20 protein-coding genes are annotated in these 23,941 nt (G+C 53.0%); 14 read left to right on the top strand and 6 right to left on the bottom strand.

What is annotated here, in order from left to right; translation table 11 throughout:
* The first annotated feature begins 42 nt into the window (after nucleotides 1-42).
* A complete protein-coding gene (locus ACT2B1_RS04710; protein WP_481668657.1) occupies nucleotides 43-1,989 on the top strand; it encodes a DUF3604 domain-containing protein in 1,947 nt (648 codons plus the stop codon).
* A gap of 274 nt (nucleotides 1,990-2,263) precedes the next feature.
* Nucleotides 2,264-2,902 carry an MSMEG_1061 family FMN-dependent PPOX-type flavoprotein gene (locus ACT2B1_RS04705; RefSeq protein ID WP_481668656.1) on the top strand — a complete coding sequence of 213 codons (639 nt, stop codon included), beginning with the start codon at nucleotides 2,264-2,266 and terminating at the stop codon, nucleotides 2,900-2,902.
* Between the two features lie 312 nt (nucleotides 2,903-3,214).
* Here the strand turns inward: ACT2B1_RS04705 and ACT2B1_RS04700 are convergent, their stop codons facing one another.
* Both ACT2B1_RS04700 and ACT2B1_RS04695 read right to left on the bottom strand, forming a co-directional pair.
* Nucleotides 3,215-6,535: an adenylate/guanylate cyclase domain-containing protein gene (locus ACT2B1_RS04700; protein WP_481668655.1), complete on the bottom strand. Its 3,321-nt coding sequence runs from the start codon at nucleotides 6,533-6,535 to the stop codon at nucleotides 3,215-3,217.
* A 531-nt stretch (nucleotides 6,536-7,066) separates the two neighbouring features.
* Nucleotides 7,067-7,942: a LysR substrate-binding domain-containing protein gene (locus ACT2B1_RS04695; RefSeq protein WP_254428781.1), complete on the bottom strand. Its 876-nt coding sequence runs from the start codon at nucleotides 7,940-7,942 to the stop codon at nucleotides 7,067-7,069.
* 218 nt (nucleotides 7,943-8,160) lie between these two features.
* On the opposite strand from ACT2B1_RS04695, the gene ugpB reads away from it, so the two are divergent.
* From ugpB to ACT2B1_RS04665, 6 genes are all read left to right on the top strand, one after another.
* Nucleotides 8,161-9,471 carry a sn-glycerol-3-phosphate ABC transporter substrate-binding protein UgpB gene (ugpB, locus tag ACT2B1_RS04690; protein ID WP_171123596.1) on the top strand — a complete coding sequence of 437 codons (1,311 nt, stop codon included), beginning with the start codon at nucleotides 8,161-8,163 and terminating at the stop codon, nucleotides 9,469-9,471.
* 61 nt (nucleotides 9,472-9,532) lie between these two features.
* Nucleotides 9,533-10,414: a sn-glycerol-3-phosphate ABC transporter permease UgpA gene (gene ugpA, locus ACT2B1_RS04685; protein ID WP_155150415.1), complete on the top strand. Its 882-nt coding sequence runs from the start codon at nucleotides 9,533-9,535 to the stop codon at nucleotides 10,412-10,414.
* A gap of 20 nt (nucleotides 10,415-10,434) precedes the next feature.
* Nucleotides 10,435-11,271 carry a sn-glycerol-3-phosphate ABC transporter permease UgpE gene (gene ugpE / locus ACT2B1_RS04680; RefSeq protein ID WP_171123913.1) on the top strand — a complete coding sequence of 279 codons (837 nt, stop codon included), beginning with the start codon at nucleotides 10,435-10,437 and terminating at the stop codon, nucleotides 11,269-11,271.
* Between the two features lie 3 nt (nucleotides 11,272-11,274).
* The gene (gene ugpC, locus ACT2B1_RS04675) at nucleotides 11,275-12,330 is read left to right on the top strand and encodes a sn-glycerol-3-phosphate ABC transporter ATP-binding protein UgpC (RefSeq protein WP_171125965.1); all 1,056 of its coding nucleotides are present in this window, start codon (nucleotides 11,275-11,277) and stop codon (nucleotides 12,328-12,330) included.
* A complete protein-coding gene (locus ACT2B1_RS04670) occupies nucleotides 12,330-13,277 on the top strand; it encodes a glycerophosphodiester phosphodiesterase family protein (RefSeq protein ID WP_481668654.1) in 948 nt (315 codons plus the stop codon). Before ugpC ends, ACT2B1_RS04670 begins: the two co-directional genes overlap by 1 nt.
* Nucleotides 13,278-13,382: 105 nt before the next feature.
* Nucleotides 13,383-13,832, top strand: coding sequence for an NUDIX hydrolase (locus ACT2B1_RS04665; RefSeq protein ID WP_171123589.1), 450 nt, complete (start codon nucleotides 13,383-13,385; stop codon nucleotides 13,830-13,832).
* Between the two features lie 146 nt (nucleotides 13,833-13,978).
* On the opposite strand, the gene ACT2B1_RS04660 is transcribed toward ACT2B1_RS04665, so the two are convergent.
* The 3 genes from ACT2B1_RS04660 to ACT2B1_RS04650 all read right to left on the bottom strand — a co-directional run bounded on the left by ACT2B1_RS04660 (nucleotide 13,979) and on the right by ACT2B1_RS04650 (nucleotide 16,246).
* Nucleotides 13,979-14,584, bottom strand: coding sequence for a histidine phosphatase family protein (locus tag ACT2B1_RS04660; protein WP_481668653.1), 606 nt, complete (start codon nucleotides 14,582-14,584; stop codon nucleotides 13,979-13,981).
* Nucleotides 14,585-15,038: 454 nt separating this feature from the next.
* Entirely contained in the window at nucleotides 15,039-15,242 is a 204-nt protein-coding gene (locus ACT2B1_RS04655) for a hypothetical protein (protein ID WP_058283652.1), read from the bottom strand.
* Nucleotides 15,243-15,478: 236 nt separating this feature from the next.
* Complete coding sequence (locus ACT2B1_RS04650) at nucleotides 15,479-16,246, bottom strand: helix-turn-helix transcriptional regulator (RefSeq protein ID WP_481668652.1); 768 nt, start codon at nucleotides 16,244-16,246, stop codon at nucleotides 15,479-15,481.
* A 153-nt stretch (nucleotides 16,247-16,399) separates the two neighbouring features.
* Between ACT2B1_RS04650 and ACT2B1_RS04645 the strand changes: the two genes are divergently transcribed.
* The 6 genes from ACT2B1_RS04645 to ACT2B1_RS04620 all read left to right on the top strand — a co-directional run bounded on the left by ACT2B1_RS04645 (nucleotide 16,400) and on the right by ACT2B1_RS04620 (nucleotide 22,780).
* On the top strand, nucleotides 16,400-17,500 hold the full coding sequence (locus ACT2B1_RS04645) for an ABC transporter ATP-binding protein (protein ID WP_254447418.1): 1,101 nt from the start codon (nucleotides 16,400-16,402) through the stop codon (nucleotides 17,498-17,500).
* Between the two features lie 34 nt (nucleotides 17,501-17,534).
* On the top strand, nucleotides 17,535-18,698 hold the full coding sequence (locus tag ACT2B1_RS04640) for an ABC transporter substrate-binding protein (RefSeq protein ID WP_171127110.1): 1,164 nt from the start codon (nucleotides 17,535-17,537) through the stop codon (nucleotides 18,696-18,698).
* 38 nt (nucleotides 18,699-18,736) lie between these two features.
* On the top strand, nucleotides 18,737-19,588 hold the full coding sequence (locus ACT2B1_RS04635; protein WP_171125429.1) for an ABC transporter permease: 852 nt from the start codon (nucleotides 18,737-18,739) through the stop codon (nucleotides 19,586-19,588).
* 7 nt (nucleotides 19,589-19,595) lie between these two features.
* Nucleotides 19,596-20,417 (top strand): ABC transporter permease, encoded by an 822-nt coding sequence (locus ACT2B1_RS04630; protein ID WP_171241485.1) that lies wholly within the window; start codon nucleotides 19,596-19,598, stop codon nucleotides 20,415-20,417.
* A gap of 18 nt (nucleotides 20,418-20,435) precedes the next feature.
* Nucleotides 20,436-21,194, top strand: coding sequence for an SDR family NAD(P)-dependent oxidoreductase (locus ACT2B1_RS04625; RefSeq protein ID WP_171241484.1), 759 nt, complete (start codon nucleotides 20,436-20,438; stop codon nucleotides 21,192-21,194).
* A 587-nt stretch (nucleotides 21,195-21,781) separates the two neighbouring features.
* Nucleotides 21,782-22,780 carry a LacI family DNA-binding transcriptional regulator gene (locus ACT2B1_RS04620; protein ID WP_481668651.1) on the top strand — a complete coding sequence of 333 codons (999 nt, stop codon included), beginning with the start codon at nucleotides 21,782-21,784 and terminating at the stop codon, nucleotides 22,778-22,780.
* Here the strand turns inward: ACT2B1_RS04620 and ACT2B1_RS04615 are convergent, their stop codons facing one another.
* Complete coding sequence (locus ACT2B1_RS04615; protein WP_171125436.1) at nucleotides 22,781-23,914, bottom strand: Gfo/Idh/MocA family protein; 1,134 nt, start codon at nucleotides 23,912-23,914, stop codon at nucleotides 22,781-22,783.
* Between the last annotated feature and the right edge of the window lie 27 nt (nucleotides 23,915-23,941).

Raw genomic sequence — 23,941 nt, 5'->3', positions numbered from 1 at the left:
ATGCTGCCATAGGCTGGCATTCAGCGCGGCTGGGAGGTTCAAATGAAGTTTTTTCTGACGACATCGACAGCAATCGTTTCCGCAGCATTCATATCAAGTTCTTCAAATGCTCAAGAGACCGCACAAGGCGGGCAAGTTGGAGAGATGACCATATCGGTTGATGATATGCGCGAACCCGCGCCTGCTGATTTTTCGCCTTATGCAGGTCGAGACTTTCCTACACGCCCGTTGTGGGGTGACACGCACCTGCACACGTCAAATTCACTCGATGCTCGCGGATTTGGCGTCATTCTGAGCCCCGATGATGCCTATAGGTTTGCGCGCGGCGAGGAAGTCACCACGTCGCACGGCCTCCGCGTGCGGTTGTCGCGTCCGCTTGATTGGTTGGTCGTATCCGATCACTCAGATGCCATGGGCGCCATGAATGAAATCGTCGCCGGGAACTCCACGCTGATGCGTGACCCAACGCTTCGCGACTGGAACGAGCGCCTTAACGCCGGGGGGGACGTCGCTCTCGGCGCTACAATGGAAGTTATCGAGACTTTTGCTGGCATCACCGGGGACGCTCTTCCCGAGGCTGTTTCAGATCGCAGATTTGTACAATCCGTCTGGGACGACTTCACACAGACTGCGGATCATCACAACGCCCCCGGCACATTCACGGCGTTCATCGGATACGAGTGGACGTCTACTGAGGGTGGCAACAACCTCCATCGCAACGTGATTTACCGGGATGATGCCATTCGCGCTCGGCAAATGCTGCCCTTCACAACCGCGGAAACCTTTAACCCGGAACGGTTATGGGACTGGATGGAAACATATGAACAAGAGACTGGCGGTCGTGTGCTGGCCCTCGCCCACAACGGCAATGTCTCTAACGGTCTTATGTTCCCGGTTGAGACTAATCCGGAAACCGGTGAACCGTTGACGGCAGAGTACGCAGAACGGCGCGCGAAGTGGGAACCGATGTACGAAATCACCCAAATCAAGGGTGACGGCGAAACGCATCCGTTTCTGAGCCCAAACGATGAATTCGCAGACTATGAAACTTGGGATAAATCCAACCTTGGCCCAACGCCCAAAGAAGATTGGATGCTCCAATACGAATATGCTCGTGAGGCCTTGAAAAACGGTCTCAAGCTAGAGGCTCAGCTCGGCACCAACCCATACAAGTTCGGAGTAGTGGGCTCGACCGACAGCCATACGGCTTTGGCAACAGCGGAAGAAGATAATTTCTTTGGCAAACACTCTGGAGTCGAACCAGAGCCCGGCCGTTGGCAGCATGTCGTTGGTGAGTTTGATGCCTTGAGGATACTCGGGTGGGAAATGGCAGCCTCTGGCTATGCAGCAGTCTGGGCTCAGGACAACACTCGCGAAGCAATTTTCGACGCTATGGAACGGAAAGAGGTCTATGGGACGACCGGCAGTCGCATCGCAGTACGCTTCTTTGGTGGCTGGGACTTTACGGAAGCTGATGCAAGGTCTCGTTTGCCCGCCGAAATAGGTTATGAAAAAGGCGTTCCGATGGGAGGAGACCTCGCAGACACGACAGAAGGAGCGGACGCCCCAACATTTTTGGTTGCTGCGCTGAAAGATCCGTTCTCCGGCAATCTCGACCGTGTTCAGATTGTGAAAGGTTGGCTAAATTCCAGCGGCGAAACCGAAGAGCAGGTCTATGACGTGGCTTGGTCGGGAGACCGAGAACCCGATGCGGACGGCAACCTGCCAGCGGTGGGGAACACCGTGGATGCAGCAACGGGCACGTTTACGAATTCAATAGGATCTCCGGAACTGATCACTGTTTGGAAAGACCCCGACTTCGACCCTTCTACGCCCGCTTTCTACTATGCCCGTGTTCTGGAGATCCCCACACCGAGGTGGACAATTTACGATGCTGTTCGGTTCGGAGACGAATTGCCAACCGAGGTGCCTACGTCAACTCAGGAACGTGCTTACACTTCGCCAATTTGGTATACTCCCGAGGGCTGAGACCTTTTGAAAAACTCACGTTGGTCACAACTAATGACCAGACCCCCTCGGGTCATTTCGGTAGGAATACTCTATCCACGCGAAAGTGCAGTTAGGACTCAACGCGGTCATTCGTTGCACTTTGTACGAACGAACGCTCTGCGGACAAAACCGACTTTGAAAACTTCGGTTGATATTTGCTCCCAGGAAGTCATTTTTGCGCGCTCTACGGCCAGCCAATTTGACCTTTTCGCCTTATTGGCCCCAGTATGGCCAAACTGCCACTGGAGGCCTCATGCCATATAAACCAACTGACTTGGTCACTTCGGAACAGGAGCTTCGTGCCATTGCTCCCAATCCGCCGCACGGTACGCAGGACGTAAAAATAATCGATCATATCGACAGACACTGTCAGGTTTGGATCGAGCGTTCACCTTTCCTCGTAATGACCACTTCCGATGCCGACGGTCGCCTCGATTGTTCTCCCAAAGGTGACCCAGCGGGCTTTGTGAAAGTGTTGGACGAAAAGACTCTTGCCATTCCAGACCGCCCCGGAAATCGTCGTTTTGACGGGTTTCTTAACATCTTTCAGACAGGGCGCGTCGGGCTAATCTTCTTCGTGCCTAATCGCAACGAAACGGTACGCATCAACGGCACAGCCGAACTCGTGCGCGATCTTCCGTTGCGGGAAAGTATGGCTATCAAGGGACGGGTGCCTGAACTGGCTGTGGTCGTTCACGTGGAGGAAGCGTTTTACCATTGCGGCAAGGCAATCATCCGGGCTGGTCTCTGGTCGCCAGAGAAAGCCACGCCGACTGACGGGTTGCCCACCTACGCAGAAGCGAATGTGGATCATACCGGGCGAAACTATCGGCTCGAAGATGTGACGCAGTGGTTCGACGACAACGATAAGTTTCGCCTGTATGATGACTGATCGTAAAGTCGCATTGTCGTTTGCAGACTGAGTCCGCTTTGGGCTCAAAGCAGCTATTAGCTGCACTCGGCTTGAATGACTGCTATGCGGACGATTTGGTCATTCGCTGCTCTGGCAAGAATGTCAACTTTTTGGGCAGTCCAGAAATTTGGCGGGATTGAGTACTGTTCGCCATGAAGCGGCTTATGAAGAAACGCGGGTCGGATACTCCTGGATACAGTTTCTGTCGAACGCTCAAACAGACGAACACCTAGTTAAGTTCCGAGTATGAGTCCCAATCTACCCAACTGCACCGCTCTGAATTTTTGAGAGTTAATCAAAAGTAGTCTGATCAAGCAGATTTTGGGCGTTGTTCACGTCGACTGTTAGCTCTCCTCCTATGATAGTTTCTAAGACAGCATTTAAGCCAAAGTTGGGAGTGGGGGTCTGTCTAAATTTTTGGCAACTCTTGATGTAGTCTACAACAATCCGAAGTTCGTACATCCTTGCCTGCTGTCGTTTTGCCGTGTTCAAAGCCTCACAAAACTCTACTTCGGCGAACCGACTTTCAGAAATTGCGAGAGCATAAACGCGGTCGGTCTCAGCTTGCGCCCATCCTTCGTTTGTAAGGCTTTGGTACCTGCGGGCCTCGGCTAACAACTGTAAGGCACTTTCCCGATCACCCGTTTTCAACGTGAGTTCCGCAATCATCGTCAAAAAGAAAGGTTTGTAATTCCCAGCTCCGCTGGCCCACCACGCTTCCGATGCTTGTCGCAATGCGTGGATGTTTTCGGGCTCAGGGGAAAGGTAGGCATCCACCCAGCTTCGCCAGAGCGTTGCAGTCAGCGACATGAAGGTGAACGAGTGTTTTGAAGACAGTTCCTCCAACTGAGTTGCGGCTTCTATTACTTTTCCAGGTTCGCGGCGCAAAAGATAGAGCATACACTGGTAGGTTAGCGACTGTGCTATGCTGTGCGCATGCTCCAGCTTTTGAGCTGCAGCAACCGCTTGTTTTTGTATCTCAAGTGCTTTGTCTGGTGCACCGCGCATCCATACAGCCATGCTTAAAAAGCACGACGTTATCGCTGCGTGGTCCGAACCGTATATGTAGGCCAGGTGCCCATCGCGTTTCCGACTGTAAAGCTCTAGCGCTTTACTCAAGTGCTCGTATGCAGGGTTTAGTTCTCCAATATGAAACAGCACTGCGCCCATGGCTCGATGCCCTACCATCTGATGGTGTGTCTCACCCGTTGTATCTGCCAAATTCAGCAACTGCGCTGCAACACTTCTGGCTAAATCATACTCAGCACGCACCAAATGGAAGGAATACAAGCCATTCAAAACAGGGAACAGATGTTCTGTTTCGTCCACCCGTTCACACAAGTCGCGTATTCTTGCATAAACGGTCCCTGTTTCATCAGCAGCTATTCCTGCAGTCGATCGTAGAACACCTGCTCTGAGAACCTGAACCTCAATTTCTTTCTGATCCCGCTCAACACCATGAGACAGTTGGCTCAACTGCTCGATCGCCAAAGAAAGCTGTGTGTTCGCCTCGATATTGGCAGAACGTTGGACTGCGCGTTGGCCTGCGAGATAGCGATAGTCGATTGCCTCCTTGCTCATACCCGCCATCGTGTAGTGGTGCGCAAGTATTTCCGGACTGGCATCGCCAATATGGGTTGATTTACCACTTAACGCTCGCGCAACACGTGCGTGCAAGACCCTGCGCTCGGTCTTCAAGAGACTGTTGTAAGCTGTGTCGCGAATTAGCGCGTGGCGATAGCTGAAAGTTTCAAGGTTTTCTTGTTCAGAAACTGTCACAATGCCTGCGTCGACCAAAAGTTCCAATCCCGCGCGCAACGCCTTGTCGCTGATCCGAGCGACCTTGGCGATCAACGGAAAAGAAAATTGAGGTCCGATAACCGCCCCAATCTGGGCGACCTCCTTGACGGAACTCAGTCGGTCAAGCCGCGCCATTAGTGCATCATGCAACGTGCTTGGGACCGAGCTTGCCGGGGACGCCCCACCCTTTGAGTATGCGTCCCTTCCTTTTGTCAAAACCCCTGATTCCAATAGATCTTTTGTCACTTCTTCGACATATAGCGGGACGCCATCGGATCTGGCAGCGACGACATTGTACATTTCGTCAGAAATCGAATGCCCTTTTGCAACTTCGTCCACAATGTTTTTGACCTGGTGAAAGTCCAATTGCTTCAAGACCAATTTAGAAAGGTTGGATTGCAATGCCCAACCCGGGTCAAATTCAGGTCTGAACGTCATCACGACCAATACTGGAAGGTCACGAATCCGATCGGCAACTCGGTCGAGCAACAATTTAGTTGTCGGATCAATCCAATGCGCGTCCTCAAACAAGAGCAACACTGGCTTTTCCTCAGCCTGCGAAGTCAGATTGCCCAACAGCATTTCTAAGGTCTGATCCATGAGTTGCTGTGGCGTCAGATTCAGTTCACCCAATTGGTCTTCAAAAGGAACTGAAAGTAGGGACGCGGCCAGTTTCAGTGTGTTATCCGACTGGTCACTTAGAACAGAGGATATCTTTCTGAGTTTCACTTCGTTCTTGTCGTCTGAACGAAGGCCCGCTGCATTCTCAATTTGGCGAATGGCCGGATAAAACGCACTCGCGTAATGGTAGGGAGAACACTGATATCGCGTTTGAGCGTGCGACATCGTCGGAATGCTCTGCCTTAATTCTTCAACCAATCTAGACTTGCCAATTCCTGGCTCGCCGGACACCAGCACAACTTGTCCTTGACCGCCACTTGCCAACTTCCACTTTTCATTGAGGGTTTCATATTCTGCGGCGCGTCCGATCAAAGGGTTCAGTAACTCGTCTTCTTCTGCCATGAAACGGCTGACTGTTTCCCGTGCTCCTGTCACCTGCCAAGCTTCGACCTCTCTGGCAAAACCTTTAAGCTTGAATGCGCCACGCAGAACGTATTCGAAAGCATCACCCGCCAAATGATGAGTATTGGGAGCGACGATCAATGTCCCGGGCTCAGCCATTGCTTGTAGACGTGCGGCCAGGTTCGGCGTCTCCCCCATCGCCGTTCCGTCCTCAAACATTTTTTCTCCACGTAAATCACCAACTACAACCAACCCAGTTGCGATCCCAATTCGGACATTCAGTTTCGCATGAGTGCGGATAGCTGGAATTTCCTGGATAATGCGAAGACCTGCGCGAATGGCTCGCTCTGGGTCATCTTCGTGCGCATGAGGAAACCCGAAAAAGACCATTATCCCATCACCATAGTAACTTGCGATGTGGCCATCAAAAGCGGCCACCGACGCAGCGCAGGTTTCTTTGAACAGGCGGAGTACTTCCGCCAAATCTTCCGGATCGACGCGCTGGGATATTTCCGTTGATCCAACCAAATCTATAAACATGACGGTAAGCTGCCGGCGCTCAGCGACGATCGCGGGACCTAACGCGGTGTTGTGCGGGTAAGTCACTCCCTTTGCTTCAGCTCGAACAGCTTTCATGAAACGGCGCCTCGGACCTAGGGGAAGCCCGATTGTAGTGAGATCTTTGTCCGTTAATTCGGTTAAATCACCTAGTTCGATTTCATGCTCTGCAAACGACCCAGCATACTTGGACAAGCCATGTTTCTCTAGCCAGCGCGAGATTTCAGACATTTGATCCTTTCGCGTGCGGCGGCTGCAGAACTATCGCCTGCGATGCACCAGCATGCATCCCTTTCTCCGGTTGGTCGTTGCGGTTTACTGAGTCGCAATTTCCGCGCACTTGAACTCTTTTTACGCATTGAAAATCACCGTATCTAATTTGGTCAAGGACTTCGTCGCTCTGGATGGGACGGGTCCTTCGGCATCGGGTCGGTACAACGTGATGGTATCGTAACATAGATATTTAGTGCGGTTCCGTATCCAGTGGATAGCTGTATTTCTGCTCTGGGCTTGGCACGGACATTCGCTGCACTCGGCGTGAATGACTGTTATGCGGACAAAGCGGTCGCTAGACTGTTCTGGGATAAGAAGCTAGATCATCCAAGCTCAACTGCAAAACTACTCAGTATTTCCACGTTTTTTGCAGTTAGTGCGAGATCGATCTCGGGGGTTATTCCAAACACTCAAGAATTGGTTTCAAGCTAAGAAGATGGAAAATATACGGCTTGCTGGCAGCGAACATTAGCGTTTGCCGCCCTACAACTAGTGATGGCGCTTGTCTGCCTTGAACGGGGCTAGGCTCTCTTGGAACTGCTCGATGAACTCAAGCGTCACTAGTGACGGTTGCTTCAAAATCGGACGCACAAGGGAAAGCGTATGTGACAAGAGCGGTTTGAACGGTCGGTAGCTCAATCCGTTGTCTGCATATTGGACGGCGTCCAACTCGCTGACCACGGAAATCCCGACACCTTTTACAGCCAATTCACAAGCCGCCGTGAACTGCCTGACTTCGATGTGGGAATTCAATTTGACGTTGGCGTTTTGAAACGCTTTTGAAAGCTGTCCAAAAAAATCGCTGTCGCGCCGTGTGTGAATAATCTTGGCGTTTGCAAGATCCGTGGGTGTCACCTCGGAGAGTTTTTCCAATTCATGCCCGGTAGGAAACACGCAAACTGTACGGACATCGATGTCTCTGCTTTCGACGGCCGGATGCCCGTTAAAGTTATCTGTGATTCCGAAATCATATTGCTCACCGATCATCCACTCGAGAATGCGTTCCGGTCTGTCAGGTTCGATCGTCATTGTTACACCTGGCCGATCTTCTAAAAACGTGGCAATGACGTTGGGAAGGTGACTGGTGGCGAACCCGGGCAAACATGCGATGCGGATGTGTCCCGCTTTGCGTTGGGTTATGTCTTGGCTAACGTCCGAGATCTGCTTCATCAATTCCAAAACGCGCTCTACGCTGGGTTGCAGATAACGCACCTCCTGCGAAGGAACTAAGCGACCTTCACGGCGATCAAAAAGTTGAAAGCCAAGCGATTTTTCCAGATCAGAAAGCAGTCGGCTGACCGCAGGCTGGCTTATCCCAAGATCCGTAGCTGCAGCGGTGACCGACCCATTTGTGGAAACTGCCATGAGCGCTTCCAATTGGCGGATCCTCAAAGTTTGACTCATACTTTGAACCTGGTTCGTTGTTTCTTAGTCAGTTTATAATGTAATGTTATGTTTTTCTCAAAAATTAAATGCTTGAATTATAAATTTGTAACGTTAACGTCGTGAAATCGTCATGTGTGCTGATTACGCGTTGCAGTTGGCATTCAACGAAGCATCAAAACTGATGCATGGGAGGAATCATGAATAAGCATTTTCTCGGCGCTCTTGCCGTAACCACTGCGTTGTCCCCCGTGGCGGCGATGGCGCAAACTGAAGTTCAGTTCTGGCACGCCTTCACCGGCCGACTGGGTGAGCTTGTTAAAGCGCAGGTCGAAGAGTTCAACGCCAGCCAGGATGAGTTCGTCGTGGTCGAAAGCCACAAAGGCAATTACTCAGAAACTCTGAACGCAGGAATTGCGGCTTTCCGCGCCGGTGAGCAGCCCCACATTCTAATGGTTTTCGAAGTGGGCACTGCAACGATGATGTCGGCCGAAGGTGCGATCAAACCCGTCTATGAAGTGATGGCTGAAAGCGGTGCGCCGTTCGATCCTGACGCATATATTGGCGCTGTCAAAGGGTACTATACTACAACGGACGGAGAAATGCTCTCACTGCCTTTCAACTCGTCCACACCGGTTCTGTGGGTCAATCGTGATGCCTTCGAAGCGGCGGGTGTTGATCCGGACACAGATCTATCGACCTGGGAAAAGGTTGGCGACGTGCTTGAACAGCTGAAGGCTGGCGGTGAGGACTGCCCGCTGGTGACCGCATGGCAAAGCTGGATTCACCTCGAGAACCTGTCCGCCTATCACGACGTTCCGTTCGCATCGCAGGACAACGGTTTTGCCGGTCTGGATACCGAGCTGATGCTGAACGGTCCGGCACAGGTCGCACACCTGACAGCAATGGGGGACTGGGCCAAGGATGGCAAGTTCATCTACACCGGGCGCAGAAACGAAGGTGGCGCAAATTTCCGGGCTGGTGAATGCGCGTTGTTCACCGAAAGCTCGGCTGGTTATGCCGGTATCAGCTCTGAAGCTGAGTTCGAGTTCGACGTGCGCCCGCTACCCTATTGGGAGGCCGTCACCAGCGAGCCTCAGAACACCATTATCGGCGGCGCATCGCTTTGGGTAATGGAAGGCCATGATCCCGAGGAATACAAAGGCGTTGGCGAGTTCCTGAGCTTCCTTTCGTCGTCGGACGTTCAGGCTTCTTGGCACCAGAATACCGGTTATCTTCCAATCACGTCCGAAGCTGGTGAAGCTACTCGTGCTGCAGGTTTCTATGACGAAAACCCAGGCACCGACATCGCGGTGATCCAGATGACTGCGAAGGAACCAACCGCAAACTCGAAAGGTCTGCGTCTTGGATCGTTCGACCAGATTCGCGGCATCATCGACGAAGAGCTTGAGGCCGTCTGGTCCGGTGAAAAGACCGCTCAGGAAGCGATGGACAGCGCAAAAGAGCGCGGTGACGCACTGCTGCGCCGGTTCGAATCCGCCAATCAATAAGTCTTAATTTGATGCGGGCCTGTTAAGGGCCCGCATTTTCTTTTTTCGGTGGAATATCAGGATGGAAAAACGCGTCACCTTCCGCGGCTGGCTTTTGCCATTGGCGCTGATTGCCCCTCAGGTCATCATTTCCGCCGTTTTCTTCTTTTACCCCGCAGGCCAGGCTGTTTGGCAATCTCTGTTCATACCTGACCCCTTTGGGCTGTCGTCCCAGTTCGTGGGACTCGGCAACTTTGAATTCCTGCTGAGCGATAAATTCTACCGAGCCTCCTTCGTAACGACGGCAGTGTTTTCAACGCTCGTCACATTGTGCTCGATGATACCGGCGTTGTTTCTGGCGGTCATCGCGGACCGCTTGATCAAAGGATCGGGCGTTTACCGGACGTTGCTGATCTGGCCCTATGCCGTTGCCCCTGCGGTCGCAGGCGTGCTTTGGCTGTTCATGTTCAACACACGCGTTGGCGTCGTCTCGTGGTACCTCGGCCAACTCGGTTATGACTGGAACCATGTCCTTAACGGAACCGAGGCCATGGGGCTGGTTGTTGTCGCCTCGGCCTGGGGGCGCATCAGCTATAACTTCCTGTTTTTCTTCGCGGCATTGCAGTCAGTTCCAAGGTCCGTGATTGAGGCCGCTGCAATCGACGGCGCGCGCTTCTGGCGTCGGTTCTTCACGATCGTGCTGCCGCTGTTGTCTCCGACTGCATTCTTCCTGCTGGTGGTGAATGTCGTCTACGCCTTCTTTGAAACCTTTGGCGTTATCCACACGATCACCGGAGGCGGGCCGCAGCAAGCGACGACTATTCTGGTCTACAAAGTCTTCTCGGACGGGTTCGTTGGGCAGGATCTTGGCTCATCGTCGGCGCAGTCGGTCATTTTGCTTATCGTCGTCGGCCTGTTGACCGTCATCCAATTCAAATACGTGGAAAAAAGGGTGCATTACTGATGGCGGCCCAACAACACGGAATGGTCGAAAAACGCGGGATGGGGATCTGGTTGACCCACGCATTGATGATCCTTGGAGTGCTGATCGTCTTTTTCCCAATCTGGCTGGCATTTGTCGCCTCGACTGTCACTCAGCCAGAGATCGTGTCACCGCCTATGCCGTTGGTGCCGGGTGACCAGTTCTGGGAAAACTACAAGGCCGCGCTGTTTTCCGGTGTGAATGTCCCGGTCGCTACAATGTTGTTCAACAGCCTCGTGATGGCCATTGGTATTGCGGTGGGCAAGATCGTAATCTCACTATTGTCAGCCTTTGCGATTGTCTATTTCCGATTTCCCGGGCGCACGACGTTTTTTTGGCTGATCTTCCTGACCCTTATGCTCCCGGTAGAGGTCCGTATCGTTCCAACCTTTGAAGTTGTTGCCGGCTTCGGTATGCTCAACAGCTATTACGGATTAATCTTCCCACTTATCGCTTCGGCTACGGCGACGTTCCTGTTCCGGCAGTTCTTTCTGACCATCCCAGATGAGCTGGCCGAAGCAGCGCGAGTCGACGGTGCTCGCCCGATGCGGTTCTTCATTGATATCGTTGTACCCATGAGCAGGACCAATATTGCGGCGCTATTCGTAATCCTGTTCATCTATGGCTGGAACCAATACCTTTGGCCGCTGCTTATCACCACCGACCCTGAAATGAACACCATTGTGATGGGCATCAAACAGATGTTCCCGTCCGGCGATGATGTGGCCGAATGGCCGGTCATCATGGCCACATCAATTCTGGCAATGATCCCACCGGTCATCGTGGTGGTGTCGATGCAAAAGCTCTTTGTCCGTGGCCTTGTCGATAGCGAGAAGTAAGAAATGGCAACAGTAACCCTAGAGAACGTCAAAAAGAGCTTTGGCCCAACGGACGTCATCCACGGCATCGATATCGATATTGCTGATGGTGAGTTCATCGTGATCGTTGGGCCTTCGGGCTGCGGCAAGTCCACGCTGTTGCGGATGGTTGCGGGACTTGAAACCGTGACTGATGGCGAAATCCGAATTGGAGAGGAACGAGCCAACGACAAAGAGCCGATGGATCGTGACATCGCGATGGTCTTCCAGAACTATGCGCTCTACCCACATATGTCTGTGCGCCAGAACATGGGATATGGCCTGAAAATCGCCGGGTTGCCGAAGGTCCAGATTGATCAGAAAGTGACCGAGGCCGCCAAGCTGTTGCAGCTGGAACCCTTGCTGGATCGCAAACCCAGACAGTTGTCAGGTGGTCAGCGTCAGAGGGTGGCGATGGGTCGGGCTATTGTCCGCGAGCCAGCAGTTTTCCTGTTTGATGAGCCGCTCTCAAACCTTGATGCCAAGCTGCGGGTCCAGATGCGTCTGGAAATTCGCGAACTCCAAGAAAAGCTGGGGATCACGGCGCTCTATGTGACCCACGATCAGGTCGAGGCCATGACGATGGCCGACAGGATGATCGTGATGAATGGTGGCATTGCCGAGCAGATTGGAACGCCGTTGGAGGTTTACGAAACGCCCAGAACTCTGTTCGCGGCACAGTTCATTGGCAGCCCTGCGATGAATGTGTTTGACGCCTTGCGTGAAAACGGGACGATCAAGATCGGTGAAATTTCAGTCGGCCGATCTGCAGGTCCTGATACCGCGTTGAATCTGGGGATTCGCCCAGAGCACCTGCTGTTGGATGATAATGGTCCGCTGGAAGCAGCGATTCAGATGGCAGAACCGTTAGGGGCCAACACTCTGTTGCACGGTCAACTCGCGGGCGTCGGCGGAGCGATCACGATAAGCCTTCCAGGCGTCCATCCGATCGAAGGCAGGCATCCGAACATGCGGTTTTCGGTCGACCCAGAACACATGCATCTGTTTGACCAATCAACCGGCGAAAGGCTGGACGGCTAATGGCGTTTCCTCAAGTCGAAGCCTTTCGTGGTGGAGAAAACCTGATCCGGGTCGTGGGCCATCGAGGGGCAAGAGGCGTTTTGCCTGAAAACAGCATGATTGGCTTCGACTTCTCGCTGTCCATTGGCGTACCGCTTCTTGAATTCGATGTCGTTCTGACGGCTGATGACGTTCCGGTTATTACCCACAATCATCGTCTGCACGCATCTGGCTTTCGCGACGCCAATGGCCTGTTTCTTTCTGGAGAGGAGCCGAAAGTCTCATCTCTGACTTTCGACCAAATCCAGCAATTCGATATTGGACGGTTAGACGGGCATTCTGACTATGGTCAACGCTTCCCAGATCAGGCGCAACTGGACGGTGTTCGTGTCCCAAGGCTGATAGATTTGCTCGATTTGGTCGCCGAACCAAAATACGGCAATGCCTATCTGATGCTTGAACTGAAGTCGGATCCTGACCTGGCTCACGATGCAGTGTATCGAGAGAACTTTGTTGGGCGAGTTCTCCAAGAGGTTCGCGCCAAAGGTCTATCTATGCGCGCGGTTTTGCACAGTTTTGACTGGAACCTTTTAGAAGAATGCCAGCGACAGGCTCCGGATATGCCGTCTTCTTACCTTACGCAGCTTCCGGAAAACGAGGACGATGTGGGCGAGGATTCCTCGAAAGCGGTTTGCCCAGACCTTCGCGGTCGTCGCGATGAAATTCCAAATTTGGTCAAGCAAGCTGGCGGTTCGCTTTGGTGCCCGTACTACGCTGATGCAACAGCTGAAAATGTGGCGCGCGCAAAAGATCTGGGCCTATGTGTTGCCGTTTGGACGGTCAATGAGCACGAAGATATAAGCAGGATGATCGACCTGCGCGTGGATGCAATCGTATCTGACTACCCCGGCCGGGTTCAAAGGCATCTGTCGGATTTAGGCCTGGGATGGCAAATCGAAAACGGGTGAATTCTGCGTCGCTAATTCGTGACGTTTTTTGTGTTTCTGCCAGTCACAATCGGAAAGGATCGATCACATCATCACTTCAACCTGCTGTGGAGGGCGAGAACCATAGTGGATCAGCGTACAAAACAAGTTGCAGCATTGCCTCTGCAATTGTTCGGCGGCCGCCTCAAGGTGCTCCTTATAACGTCACGTGACACAGGGCGCTGGATCATGCCCAAGGGCTGGCCGATGGACGGCGAGCAAGACTGGCGCGCGGCGGAAATTGAAGCGTTGGAGGAGGCTGGGGTAGAAGGTACAATTTCCCGCAAGCCGATCGGTGAGTTTGAGTACGCCAAGGTTTTTAACGACGGAACCAGTGTCCAAGTGAAAGCCACGGTCTACCCTCTCTACGTCGATAAGGTGAAGCGCCGGTGGAAGGAAAGGCACCAAAGAAAAAGGCATTGGTTCTCGCCCAAGGGTGCTGCGAAAGCACTCAAACAGCCAGAGCTGGAAGACTTGCTCCTCGAACTAAAAAGCAATCCTAGAAAGAACAAATCAATCCGCGAGTTGCTACCTTGAGCCGATACCGCGTACTTTATCCAGACTCAGGTCGATAGCTACTTTGCTCTGGAAAACCGACCTAACCCTTTCATTCAGAAATTGCTATCTAGGCTTGAAACCAGCGGAAATCTGATCTCTTGGGACGAGCGCCAAACATCAAAGCCTCAGTTTTCAACGAAGGTTGAATGTCCGCATCGCAACTCGATGAAACCATCTTGAGGTTCGTTCAATTCAAAAACCTCTTCTGAAGGCAAGTTCAAGTAAATCCCTCGAAAGACGCGCAGGGTTAAGCCGTGGCCAACAACTATGACAGCCCCCTCAAAAGACTTGCTGGAATACCAAGAAGAAACCCGGTCATGTACGTCAGCATAAGACTCTCCGCCCGGTGCGGAACAGTTCCAACGGTCAGCGCAACGCGCCTCCCATTCTTGGGGAAATCGTCTTTTGATCTCGTTTTCCGCCAAGCCTTCCCATCGCCCGAAACTGCATTCCATCAAACTGGTTTCATACTCGATGGCTTCCGGGGGGAGGCCAAGTTCCTCGACAACGATGGAAGCCGTCTGTACCGCTCGACCAAGTGGGCTTGAAAATACCGTCAGAGGGTGACGGCTGCATAGGCGGTGCCTTAGTCTTTTTGCACTCGCCACTGCCTGAGCGACCCCTCGCTTGGTCAAGGGCGAATTCTGCCGACCTTGACGTCGTTTTTGAAAATTCCATTCGGTTTCACCATGGCGAAGCAAGAAAATAGTAGGGTTGAGTTTTTGGTTCAAAACGTATCGAAGCCTTCCTGTACTGAAGCAAACCGAAAAACCTGATTTATCTTCCACGCAGTGCAAGTTTAAACGGAAGCCCCAGAATTCAATAGAAGCTTCGGATTTGTGCGATTAAGTCTAGGGCGTAAAACAACGTGGTCATACAATCTTCGCGTCCAGTGCTTTGTCGCTGCACTTGTTCCGCATTGGGCTCAATGCGGTCGTTCGCTGCAACTTGCTTGAACGTCGACTTTGCGGACAAAGCGGTCTGTGGTTCTCCAATCAAATCGGCCGACCTTGGGTTTACAGTACACGGTTGTGGAGAGTGAGAAAGAATAGTTGTCTTCACTTACGGAAGCATAGTATCTCAATTGGCACCCTTATTACACGCTAAGCAGGACGTTATGGCTCACGGGCGTCCAGATACTCTCGGGTTAAGCCCTTTTGAGTGTCAGATGGTATCGTCCCAAAATTAGGTTGTTGGTTGTTCGGGTGCGTCACCCAGAGCCAGCAGCAAAAGAATAGCCAAAAGGGGTGATCCAACCAGACCGATCAGGAACCAGATCAAACCAGATCGGTTGCGCCGCCCTGCCATCGTGATCGGCAGGATATAAAGCCAGATCACGACAACCAGCAAGATGAGCATAAAAATCAACTGGATAACTGGTGCGTCCATGAAATTTTGCCTTTCGTATCTTGACGCCATTTTTAAAACGGCTGATCCGGTAAGATAGACAATGGCCCGAAAGCGTTTTCGGGTATTAATTTAGCTCGACATGGGTCCCGGGCGTCCCAACCCTCTCCCTTTGGGTTCCTTGGCTATCAGACAGTGCCGTCCAAATGGTTGGTGCTTTCCGGGTCACAAGGTAGCAAGGTCGGCAAAACGGATAAAGTGGGTGTTTAAGGAAACTTTTAAAGCGCCTTTTCAATGAACTTTGAAAAAAGCTCACCCTGCGAGTTGATCCTAAGTTTCGCGTAAATGTTGCGTCTATGGATGCGGACTGTGCCTGGAGAGATGCCGAGAATTGTGCCAACAGCTTCTGCCGAATGGCCCTTCAATGTGAACTCAACGACTTCTCGTTCTCGTGGCGTCAGAACGCCATCGCCAAATGCCTGGAATGCTAGATCGACGCGACGACTAACGCCATTCGCGGCGGCGCCGCGGGCTATCGTTGGAAAGTCACGCCAATGTTTGCAACAGGCTGCCCGAACGAGCGGCCATAGAGCGTGCAAATGACGAATTTCCTTGGCGGAAAAAGGCTTCTCAGCTCGCATGAGCGAGACCACAACCATCCCAGTGCTCGGGATATCGACAAAGTAGCCAATCTCCTCCGCTAACCCAGTCCTTTTGTAATAGCTGCGATAGTATTCGCCCTGATAAAACCTGTCCGGTGCGATATCGCGCATGCGGTACAGACCCGGTGTAATTGGTTTTGTCGCGGCCAAAAAAAATGGATCAAGTACGTAGGGCCCGGCTTGGTAGTCCTCAACAAAAATACGCCGTTTGCCTTTGGGGAAATCGTCGTGAAGGTCTATTGGTGCTTCGGTTCCGACATGACCAAACACCACCGTAAAATCGAATGGTGCGACCTGCCGTAAGCCATCTGCCAAAGCACATGGAAATTCTGGGGTTCCGATCTTCTCCACGACCCTGCCGGCCTCTTCCATCCAATCGTACACACGCCGCTCCAGATTTTCGAAAAGCACCTCTATACCCCAATTGTGGTATATACAGTTATTCCGAGTTATTGTTACTTTTTCCTTGTTTGAGTGGTATGCCAACAAATGCCAAAAAATCAAGCAAAAGGAAAACGGCAGTATATGAGCTTTGACATGAGCGTCACCATGCAGACGATTGCGGAACTCCGAGGAGTGACCAAGACCTTCGGGAATGTGGTCGCCGCCAAAGACCTGAATCTTTCCATTGGGAAAGGAGAGTTCCTGTCGTTCTTAGGCCCATCTGGTTGCGGCAAAACCACTGCGCTTAGAATGTTGGCAGGTTTCGAGAAGCCAACCGAAGGTCAGGTTTTGCTCGATGGAGAAGTCGTCAACGACTTGGATGCGCACCATCGCCCAGTCAACATGGTGTTTCAGCACTATGCTCTTTTTCCTCACCTAAGCGTGTTCGACAACATTGCGTACGGCCTGCGCCAACAACGACCACGCGTAGACAAACAAACAATCACGACAAAGGTTGAGCAAGCGCTGGAAACTGTCCGTCTTGGTGGGTTTGGCCCACGTCGCATCTGGGAGATGTCTGGTGGTCAACAGCAACGCGTCGCTTTGGCGCGTGCGATCGTAAACGAGCCCAAGCTTTTGCTGCTTGATGAACCAATGGCTGCTCTGGATCGAAAGCTTCGAAAAGAAATGCAGTTTGAACTGCAGAACCTGCAACGACAACTGGGAATAACTTTTGTCCTCGTCACGCACGACCAAGAAGAAGCGCTTTCAATGTCCGACCGAATTTGTGTGATGGAAGGCGGCAGTATTGTGCAGGTTGGCAGCCCACGCGAACTCTATGACATGCCCCGCAGCCGCTACGTGGCTGGATTTGTAGGCACCTCAAATTTCTTTGATGCAACTGTGACTGACTCAGCAGCCGACCAAATCACCGTGCGTTTAGCGAGTGGCCAAAGGGTGCACGGAACTCCGGAGATTCCAATAGATGCAGGGCAGGAAGTGTGCGTTAGTATCCGCCCAGAACAGATCACGCTGACCCGCGCGCTACCCGCAGCTGAAATCGCTCTGCCAGTTACCATTCAAAATCGGATCTTCCTTGGGGAGCACACAGAATACCTTGCGCGCAACGAAGCACTGGGTGATTTCCACGTACTTGTGCCAAGGCAAGCGGAATTGAACGAGGGGACGTTCAATGCAGGAGAGCAAGCCTTTGTTTCATGGGGCGAAGGCGCACTGCTGATCCTGGAAAAATAACAAATCCCGCAATCCAACAACAGAGAGGTTCACAATGACCAAGGATAATGGGACTATTTCCAAGCAAAAGTTCATGGAAGAGCTTCGCCGGTACCAAAAGGGTTCGGTTACACGGCGACATTTCTTAGGCGTGACAGGTCTTGGGATGGCAACGGCCGTTCTGGGCACGGCCATGCCTGGGTTGCGTCCACGCCCGGCATTTGCTGCCGGAGACATTGGCGACCGAGTGATCCTCGCCACGTGGCCGAACTATCATGACGAGATGAACTTCGAAGCCTTCACGGAAGCCACTGGCGCCCATGTTCAGGTCAATGTTTTTGGCTCGAACGAAGAGATGTTGGCAAAACTACAGGCTGGAGGGTCTGGCTGGGACGTTTTCGTTCCAACTAACTACACGATCACTACGTATGTGGGTGAAGATCTGATCATCCCGCTCGATACGTCCAAACTGCCAAACTACGACGCAGGTTCATTCGAACAGCGCTTTTCGGATGCCGGTTCTGTCGATGGCCAGCTTTACGCGGTGCCAAAAAACTGGGGCACAACTGGCTTTGCAGTGAATACCAGCAAGCTTGACGGCGCTCCGACTCCGACCACATGGAAAGAGTTCTGGGACCTGACTATGGCAAGTTACTCAGGCCGGACAATGGTGCATGATTACCAACTAACCACCATCGGTAATGCCCTGAAATACTTCGGCTACTCCTTCAACTCGGTCGATGAGAAGGAACTGGCGGATGCCGAGAAATTGTTGCTGGATGCCAAACCACATCTGTTTGCAATCTCGTCGGATTATCAGCCACCGATGCGTAACGGTGACGCCTGGATGACGATGTGCTGGACAGGTGACGGTAAGCAGATGAATGTCGACATGCCTGAAATCGCCTACGTTCTGGGAACTGAGGGCGGTGAACTCTGGTCCGACTACTACGCTATTCCTAAGGGTGCACCCCATATGGATGCCGCTTATGCCTTGATCGACTTCCTGCTGAACCCGGAAGTTAATGCGAAGGAAGTCCTCGCTCATGGCTATCCATCGGCTGATGCTCGCACCAATGCGTTGCTGCCGAAGGAACTGCTGGAAGATCCGATCCTTTATCCGGCAGCTGACCTTCTGAATGCGCTCGAGTTCGGCGCAGCGGCTACGCTGACCGATCCAAACCGTGCCGAGTTGCTCGCCCGCTTCAAGTCGGCCTAAGCGGCAAGGCCGCCAATATCGGAAAAGACGAGGACAATATGACCGAACGAGGCAGAAAAGCACTGTTGCTGGCTCCAGCAGGAATATGGCTTTTGGTAATGCTTGCCCTTCCTCTGCTGGTCGTCTTCGTCTTTTCCTTTGGCGAACGGGGTGCCGCCGGAGGCTACGTTCCAGCGTTCACGTTGGAACAATATGCCAACCTTCCTGCGCGATGGACGGCGTTTAAGAACACTTTGATCCTTGCACCTCTGGGAACCATCGCTGCGTTGGTAATTGCCTACCCGCTCGCCTACTTTCTTGCGGTGCGTTGTTCACCAAAGTGGAGAACTTCACTGTTGATCCTGGTGATCGTGCCGTTCTGGACATCGATCCTGATCCGGTCATACGCCTGGATTTTCATCCTTGGGGGGCGTGGCTTGCCCGCTTTACTGGAGTCGATCGGCATCGACGATGTGCGCCTGATAAATACGCCATTCGCTGTGCTTGTGGGAATTGTCTATGGGTATCTACCTCTGATGGTTTTCCCGATTTTTGTAAGCTTGGACAAACTGGATAAACGCCTTCTGGAAGCATCGGCTGATCTCGGCTCTTCCCCATGGCGTACGTTCCGTCAGGTGACACTTCCTTTGTCGGTACCTGGTATCGCAACTGGCTGCATGCTGGTCTTCATCTTGCTGATGGGCGAGTTTCTGATCCCAGCGATCTTGGGCGGCGGAAAGGTCTTTTTCGTCGGAAATGCGCTGGTGGACCTGTTCCTGCAGTCTCGGAACTGGGCGTACGGATCGGCGGTCGCAATGACTCTGGTTGTCGTGATGCTTGTCACTGTCTCAATTTACATGAAATTCATCTCGCGCCTGGGTGGCCAGCGCGAAGATGTCTCGCTGATGTGAGGGTCCGATGCGCTTATACGCGATTTGCGTCTACCTTTTTCTCTATATTCCGATCGGCATCATCGCGCTTTTCAGCTTTAATGCCGGACGACACGCAAGCCAGTTTATGGGGTTCTCGACCCAATGGTATGGTAAAGCGCTTAACAACCCATTTGTTATGGACGCGCTCGAGACCAGTCTGCTTGCGGCATTCATAACTGCTTGCCTCGCATCCACTCTCGGAACCATGGCGGCCATCGCTTTACAAGGGGTTACGGGATGGCTCCGAACTTTGTTTGATGCGATGATTTATATTGCGATAATGATACCTGGTATCGTCATCGGCATCGCGACACTCATTGCCCTCGTCACCGTATTCGGTTGGCTAAACCCGCTTCTTGCAAGCCTATGGCCCGATGGAGCAAATCCCCCGCAACTTTCCATGGGGATGCCCACGCTTATCGCCGCACACACCATGTTCACAATGGCGCTGGTCATAATCATCGTACGTGCAAGGCTATCGGGTATGGACCGCGCGCTCATGGAAGCTTCGGCTGACCTCTTTGCGACGCCCTGGGGCACCTTTCGACAGGTGACCCTGCCGTTGATAGCACCGGCAATTTTGGCAGGCTTCCTGCTCAGCTTCACTTTCTCATTTGATGATTTCATCATCGCGTTCTTCGTAGCTGGCTCAGAAACAACCCTGCCAATCTACATATTCTCATCCATCCGGCGCGGCGTAACGCCCGAGATCAATGCCATCGGCACTATGGTTATGGGCGCGTCGCTCTTGTTGCTCGTTGCAGCGCAGCTGCTTTTGCGCCGAGGCGCCTCAAAATCGAATAATTAAATAAAGGAACCAAGTGACATGCGGCTTGCAGGTAAGGTCGCGCTCGTGACGGGCGCGGGATCAGGAATTGGTCGGGCGGGTTCAATGGCAATGGCACAAGAGGGTGCGCATGTTGTGGTAACCGATCGCGATGCAACACTTGCTGAAGCCACTGTGGCCGCGATCGTTGCACAGGGAAATCAAGCATCTGCCATACAGCTTGATGTGACCGACGACGATGCCCTTACCAGAACCATAGACGAAGCAGTTAAAAACTTCGGTTGTCTTGACGTGTTGCACTCTCACGCTGGGTTGCAGATCGAAGGAACGCTGGAAGAAGTGGAACCAGATGGAATGGATGCTTCTTGGGCATTGAATGTCCGCGCTCACTTCATTGCCGCGCGTGCAGCCGTCCCCCATATGAAATCACACGGTGGAGGCAGCGTGATCGTCACGGCCTCCAATTCTGGGGTTCAATATGACCGGGGTATGATCGCCTATGCGACTACAAAGCACGCTGCTGTTGCGATGGTCCGGCAGATGGCAGCCGACTACGCTGTCCATGCAATCCGTTTCAATGCCCTATGTCCAGGATTTGTAGACACCCCTTTCAATGCAGGCTTCGAAAAGCAGATGGGTGGCCGGGCCAAGCTGGAAAGCTACATCGAGCAGGCGATCCCCATGAGTCGATGGGCAACAGTTGAAGAGATTGGCCATGGGATCGTCTATTTAGCTTCAGATGAATCCGCTTTTATGACGGGGCAAGCCCTGGTTATCGATGGCGGTGAATGCATTTAGTGATGGGTTAGACCGCTCAAGAGAATGTCTATCGCCGCAATTCATTTTGGCGAGCACATTTCAGTCCGCTTTGGGCTCGGTCCGGTCATTCGATGCGGATCATACAAAAGCCCGCTTAGATCTAACGTAGATTTTGCAGCACATTTTTGTGGGACGGTATCTAAATGCACTTTGTAACCAGTTGCCACCATACCCCCGTCAGCGGGTAGCGACCGCTGCAAACGCTACTGCATTTTCTGAATTACAGGGTTTTATTTGGGGCAAAACACACTTGCAGTGTTGCAGGACCTTATCGACTGTGAGAGTGTCAAGCTACTGGCAACGCAAGACATCTTTCAAAAGGATGGTGGCGGCGGCAGTGGAATACAACACCTTGATGTACGAGCGGGTTGGGATAGATCGCTTCGTTTGCAACTAAGATGTCGGGAGTTCGGGTCTCTCATCACCCACCAGTCTCCCAATGAACAACGGTACCCAGCGTCTTTGCGCCAACGCATTGCAACCGATTGCAAGTCCGATGCAATAGTGCATAGTGCTTTCACCATGAATTCACGAGTTAGCCTTACCCTGAACCGAGGGTGCCAATCATGGCTGTGACCCTAAAGGACGTGGCCGCATTGGCCGGTGTTTCGCGGTCCGCCGTTTCCAGAACATTCACTGAAGGTGCGTCCGTTTCCGCCAAGACACGCAGCAAGGTTGAAAAGGCCGCGAAAGAACTGGGGTACAGCCCAAATGCGCTGGCCTCCTCGCTCACGACTGGGCGCACTAAACTGATCGGCTTGATTTCCAATAACTTTCACAACCCGATCTTCCTTGAAGTGTTCGACCAGTTCACGCGTGCTTTGCAGGAACGAGGTCTGCGCCCCCTCATCGTGAATTTGACCGATGAAACGGAACCGGCCAATTCGGTCCGGATGCTGCGGCAATATTCGGTCGATGCCGCGATCGTTGCTTCGTCCACTTTGCCTCCCAGTTTTGCCAAGGCCTTTCACGACGCCGGAGTTCCCGTCGTCCACACATTTGGGCGCTCGGCGACCTCACCCGAGGTGCATGTGGTTGGGATCGACAACGTCGAATGCGGTCGTATGGCTGCCCGCGAGCTGCGCGCGCGCGGCTACAAGCGGATCGGATATCTGGGCGGACCCAAAGATGCGACCTCGGCGATGGACCGATTTCGCGGCTTCATGGAAGAGGTCGAGAGACACCCTGTTCTGGAAGTATCTCACTCGTTCGCAGGCGCATATTCATTTGAGGCCGGACGTGAGGAGATGCTGAGGCTGTTGAAGGATGATCCGGCAGAAGGGTACTTCTGCGGTGATGACATTCTGTCCATCGGCGCCTTGTCCGCATTGTCGGATCATGGCCTGAAGCCCGGCAAGGACGTCGGAATAATCGGCTTGAACGACATGGAGATGTCCCGATGGGAAAGTGTGAACCTGACGACGATTTACCAGCCGATCAAACAAATCATCACATCGTCGGTCGATCTGGTCGAAGAGATGCTGAAAGACCCACAGCGCTATCCCGAGGCGCGAATTTTTCCCTGTCGTTTGATCGAGCGGGGCACTCTGCGGCCCCGCCTCTGATCAACGGAAAATCGGCGGGCGGGCGTCCGTCCAGGCTCCGTCTGCCTTGGACGAGGCGACCGCGGCATGGACCGCCGCAATGGACCGAACCCCATCGGACGGCGTGGGCAGACTGTCCCGGACCTTTCCCACAATCGCGTCGGCCAAATCGCAATAGATATTTGCAACCGCCAGAGGGAACCCTTCAGGATGCGCGATAGCGACCCGGGACAGGCGCTGCGCTTCGTCATGCAACCCGCCTTCGCCTTTTTCGATGATCTGCGTTCGGCCACCCACCGGGGTATAGATCAACTGATTGGGCTGCTCGGACGCCCAGCGAAGGCCGCCGATTTCACCAAACACCTGAATGTCAAAGCCGTGCTGGCGGCCGATAGCCACTGACGAAGTCCACAACCGTCCCACTGCGCCGCCTTCGGTGCGGAAGTTGACCATCGCGTCATCTTCCAGTTCGCGGCTTGAGATTGTCGATGCCATGTCGGCGGACAGGCTTTTGACTTCGTCATCACTGATAAAGCTCGCCATGTGCAGCGCGTGAATACCGCAATCGGCGAACTGTCCCGACACGCCCGCCATGGCGGGATCGTAGCGCCAACGGACACGAGGATTGTCCGCATCGGTGGCGTCGCCGTGATGGCCGTGGCTGAAATTGGTCACGACCAGTCGGACTTTACCGATATCCCCTGCTCGCACCATTGCTCGGGCCTGTCGGACCATCGGATAAGCGGAATAGCAGTAGTTCACCGCGCAAATCTTGCCTGAGGTTTCTGCCACGCGCACGATCTCTTCCCCCTCTTCTACCGTCATGGTCATGGGTTTTTCGCACAGGACGTTGAACCCGGCTTCAAGAAACGCCTTTGTGATTTCGAAATGGGTCGAATTCGGCGTGGCGATCGTCACCAGATCAATTCGGTCCGCCCGGTCCTTTTCACCCACCAGCATTTCTTGCCAGTCGCCATAGGCACGATCCGCAGCGACGCCTAGTCTTTGGGCGTATTCGCGACCGACATCGGGCCGATGATCCAGCGCGCCAGCAGCGAATTCGAACATCCCATCGGCCAGTGCGCCCAAACGGTGCGCAGGTCCGATCTGGCTGCCTTCGCCACCACCAATCATTCCCCATTTCAGCTTTGCCATGGTTCTCATCTCTCTTTGGTGTTTTTG

Source organism: Ruegeria sp. S263, from assembly GCF_056780525.1.
The sequence above is the reverse complement of the archived record's forward strand: the minus strand, read 5'-3'. Positions and strand labels throughout refer to the sequence as shown.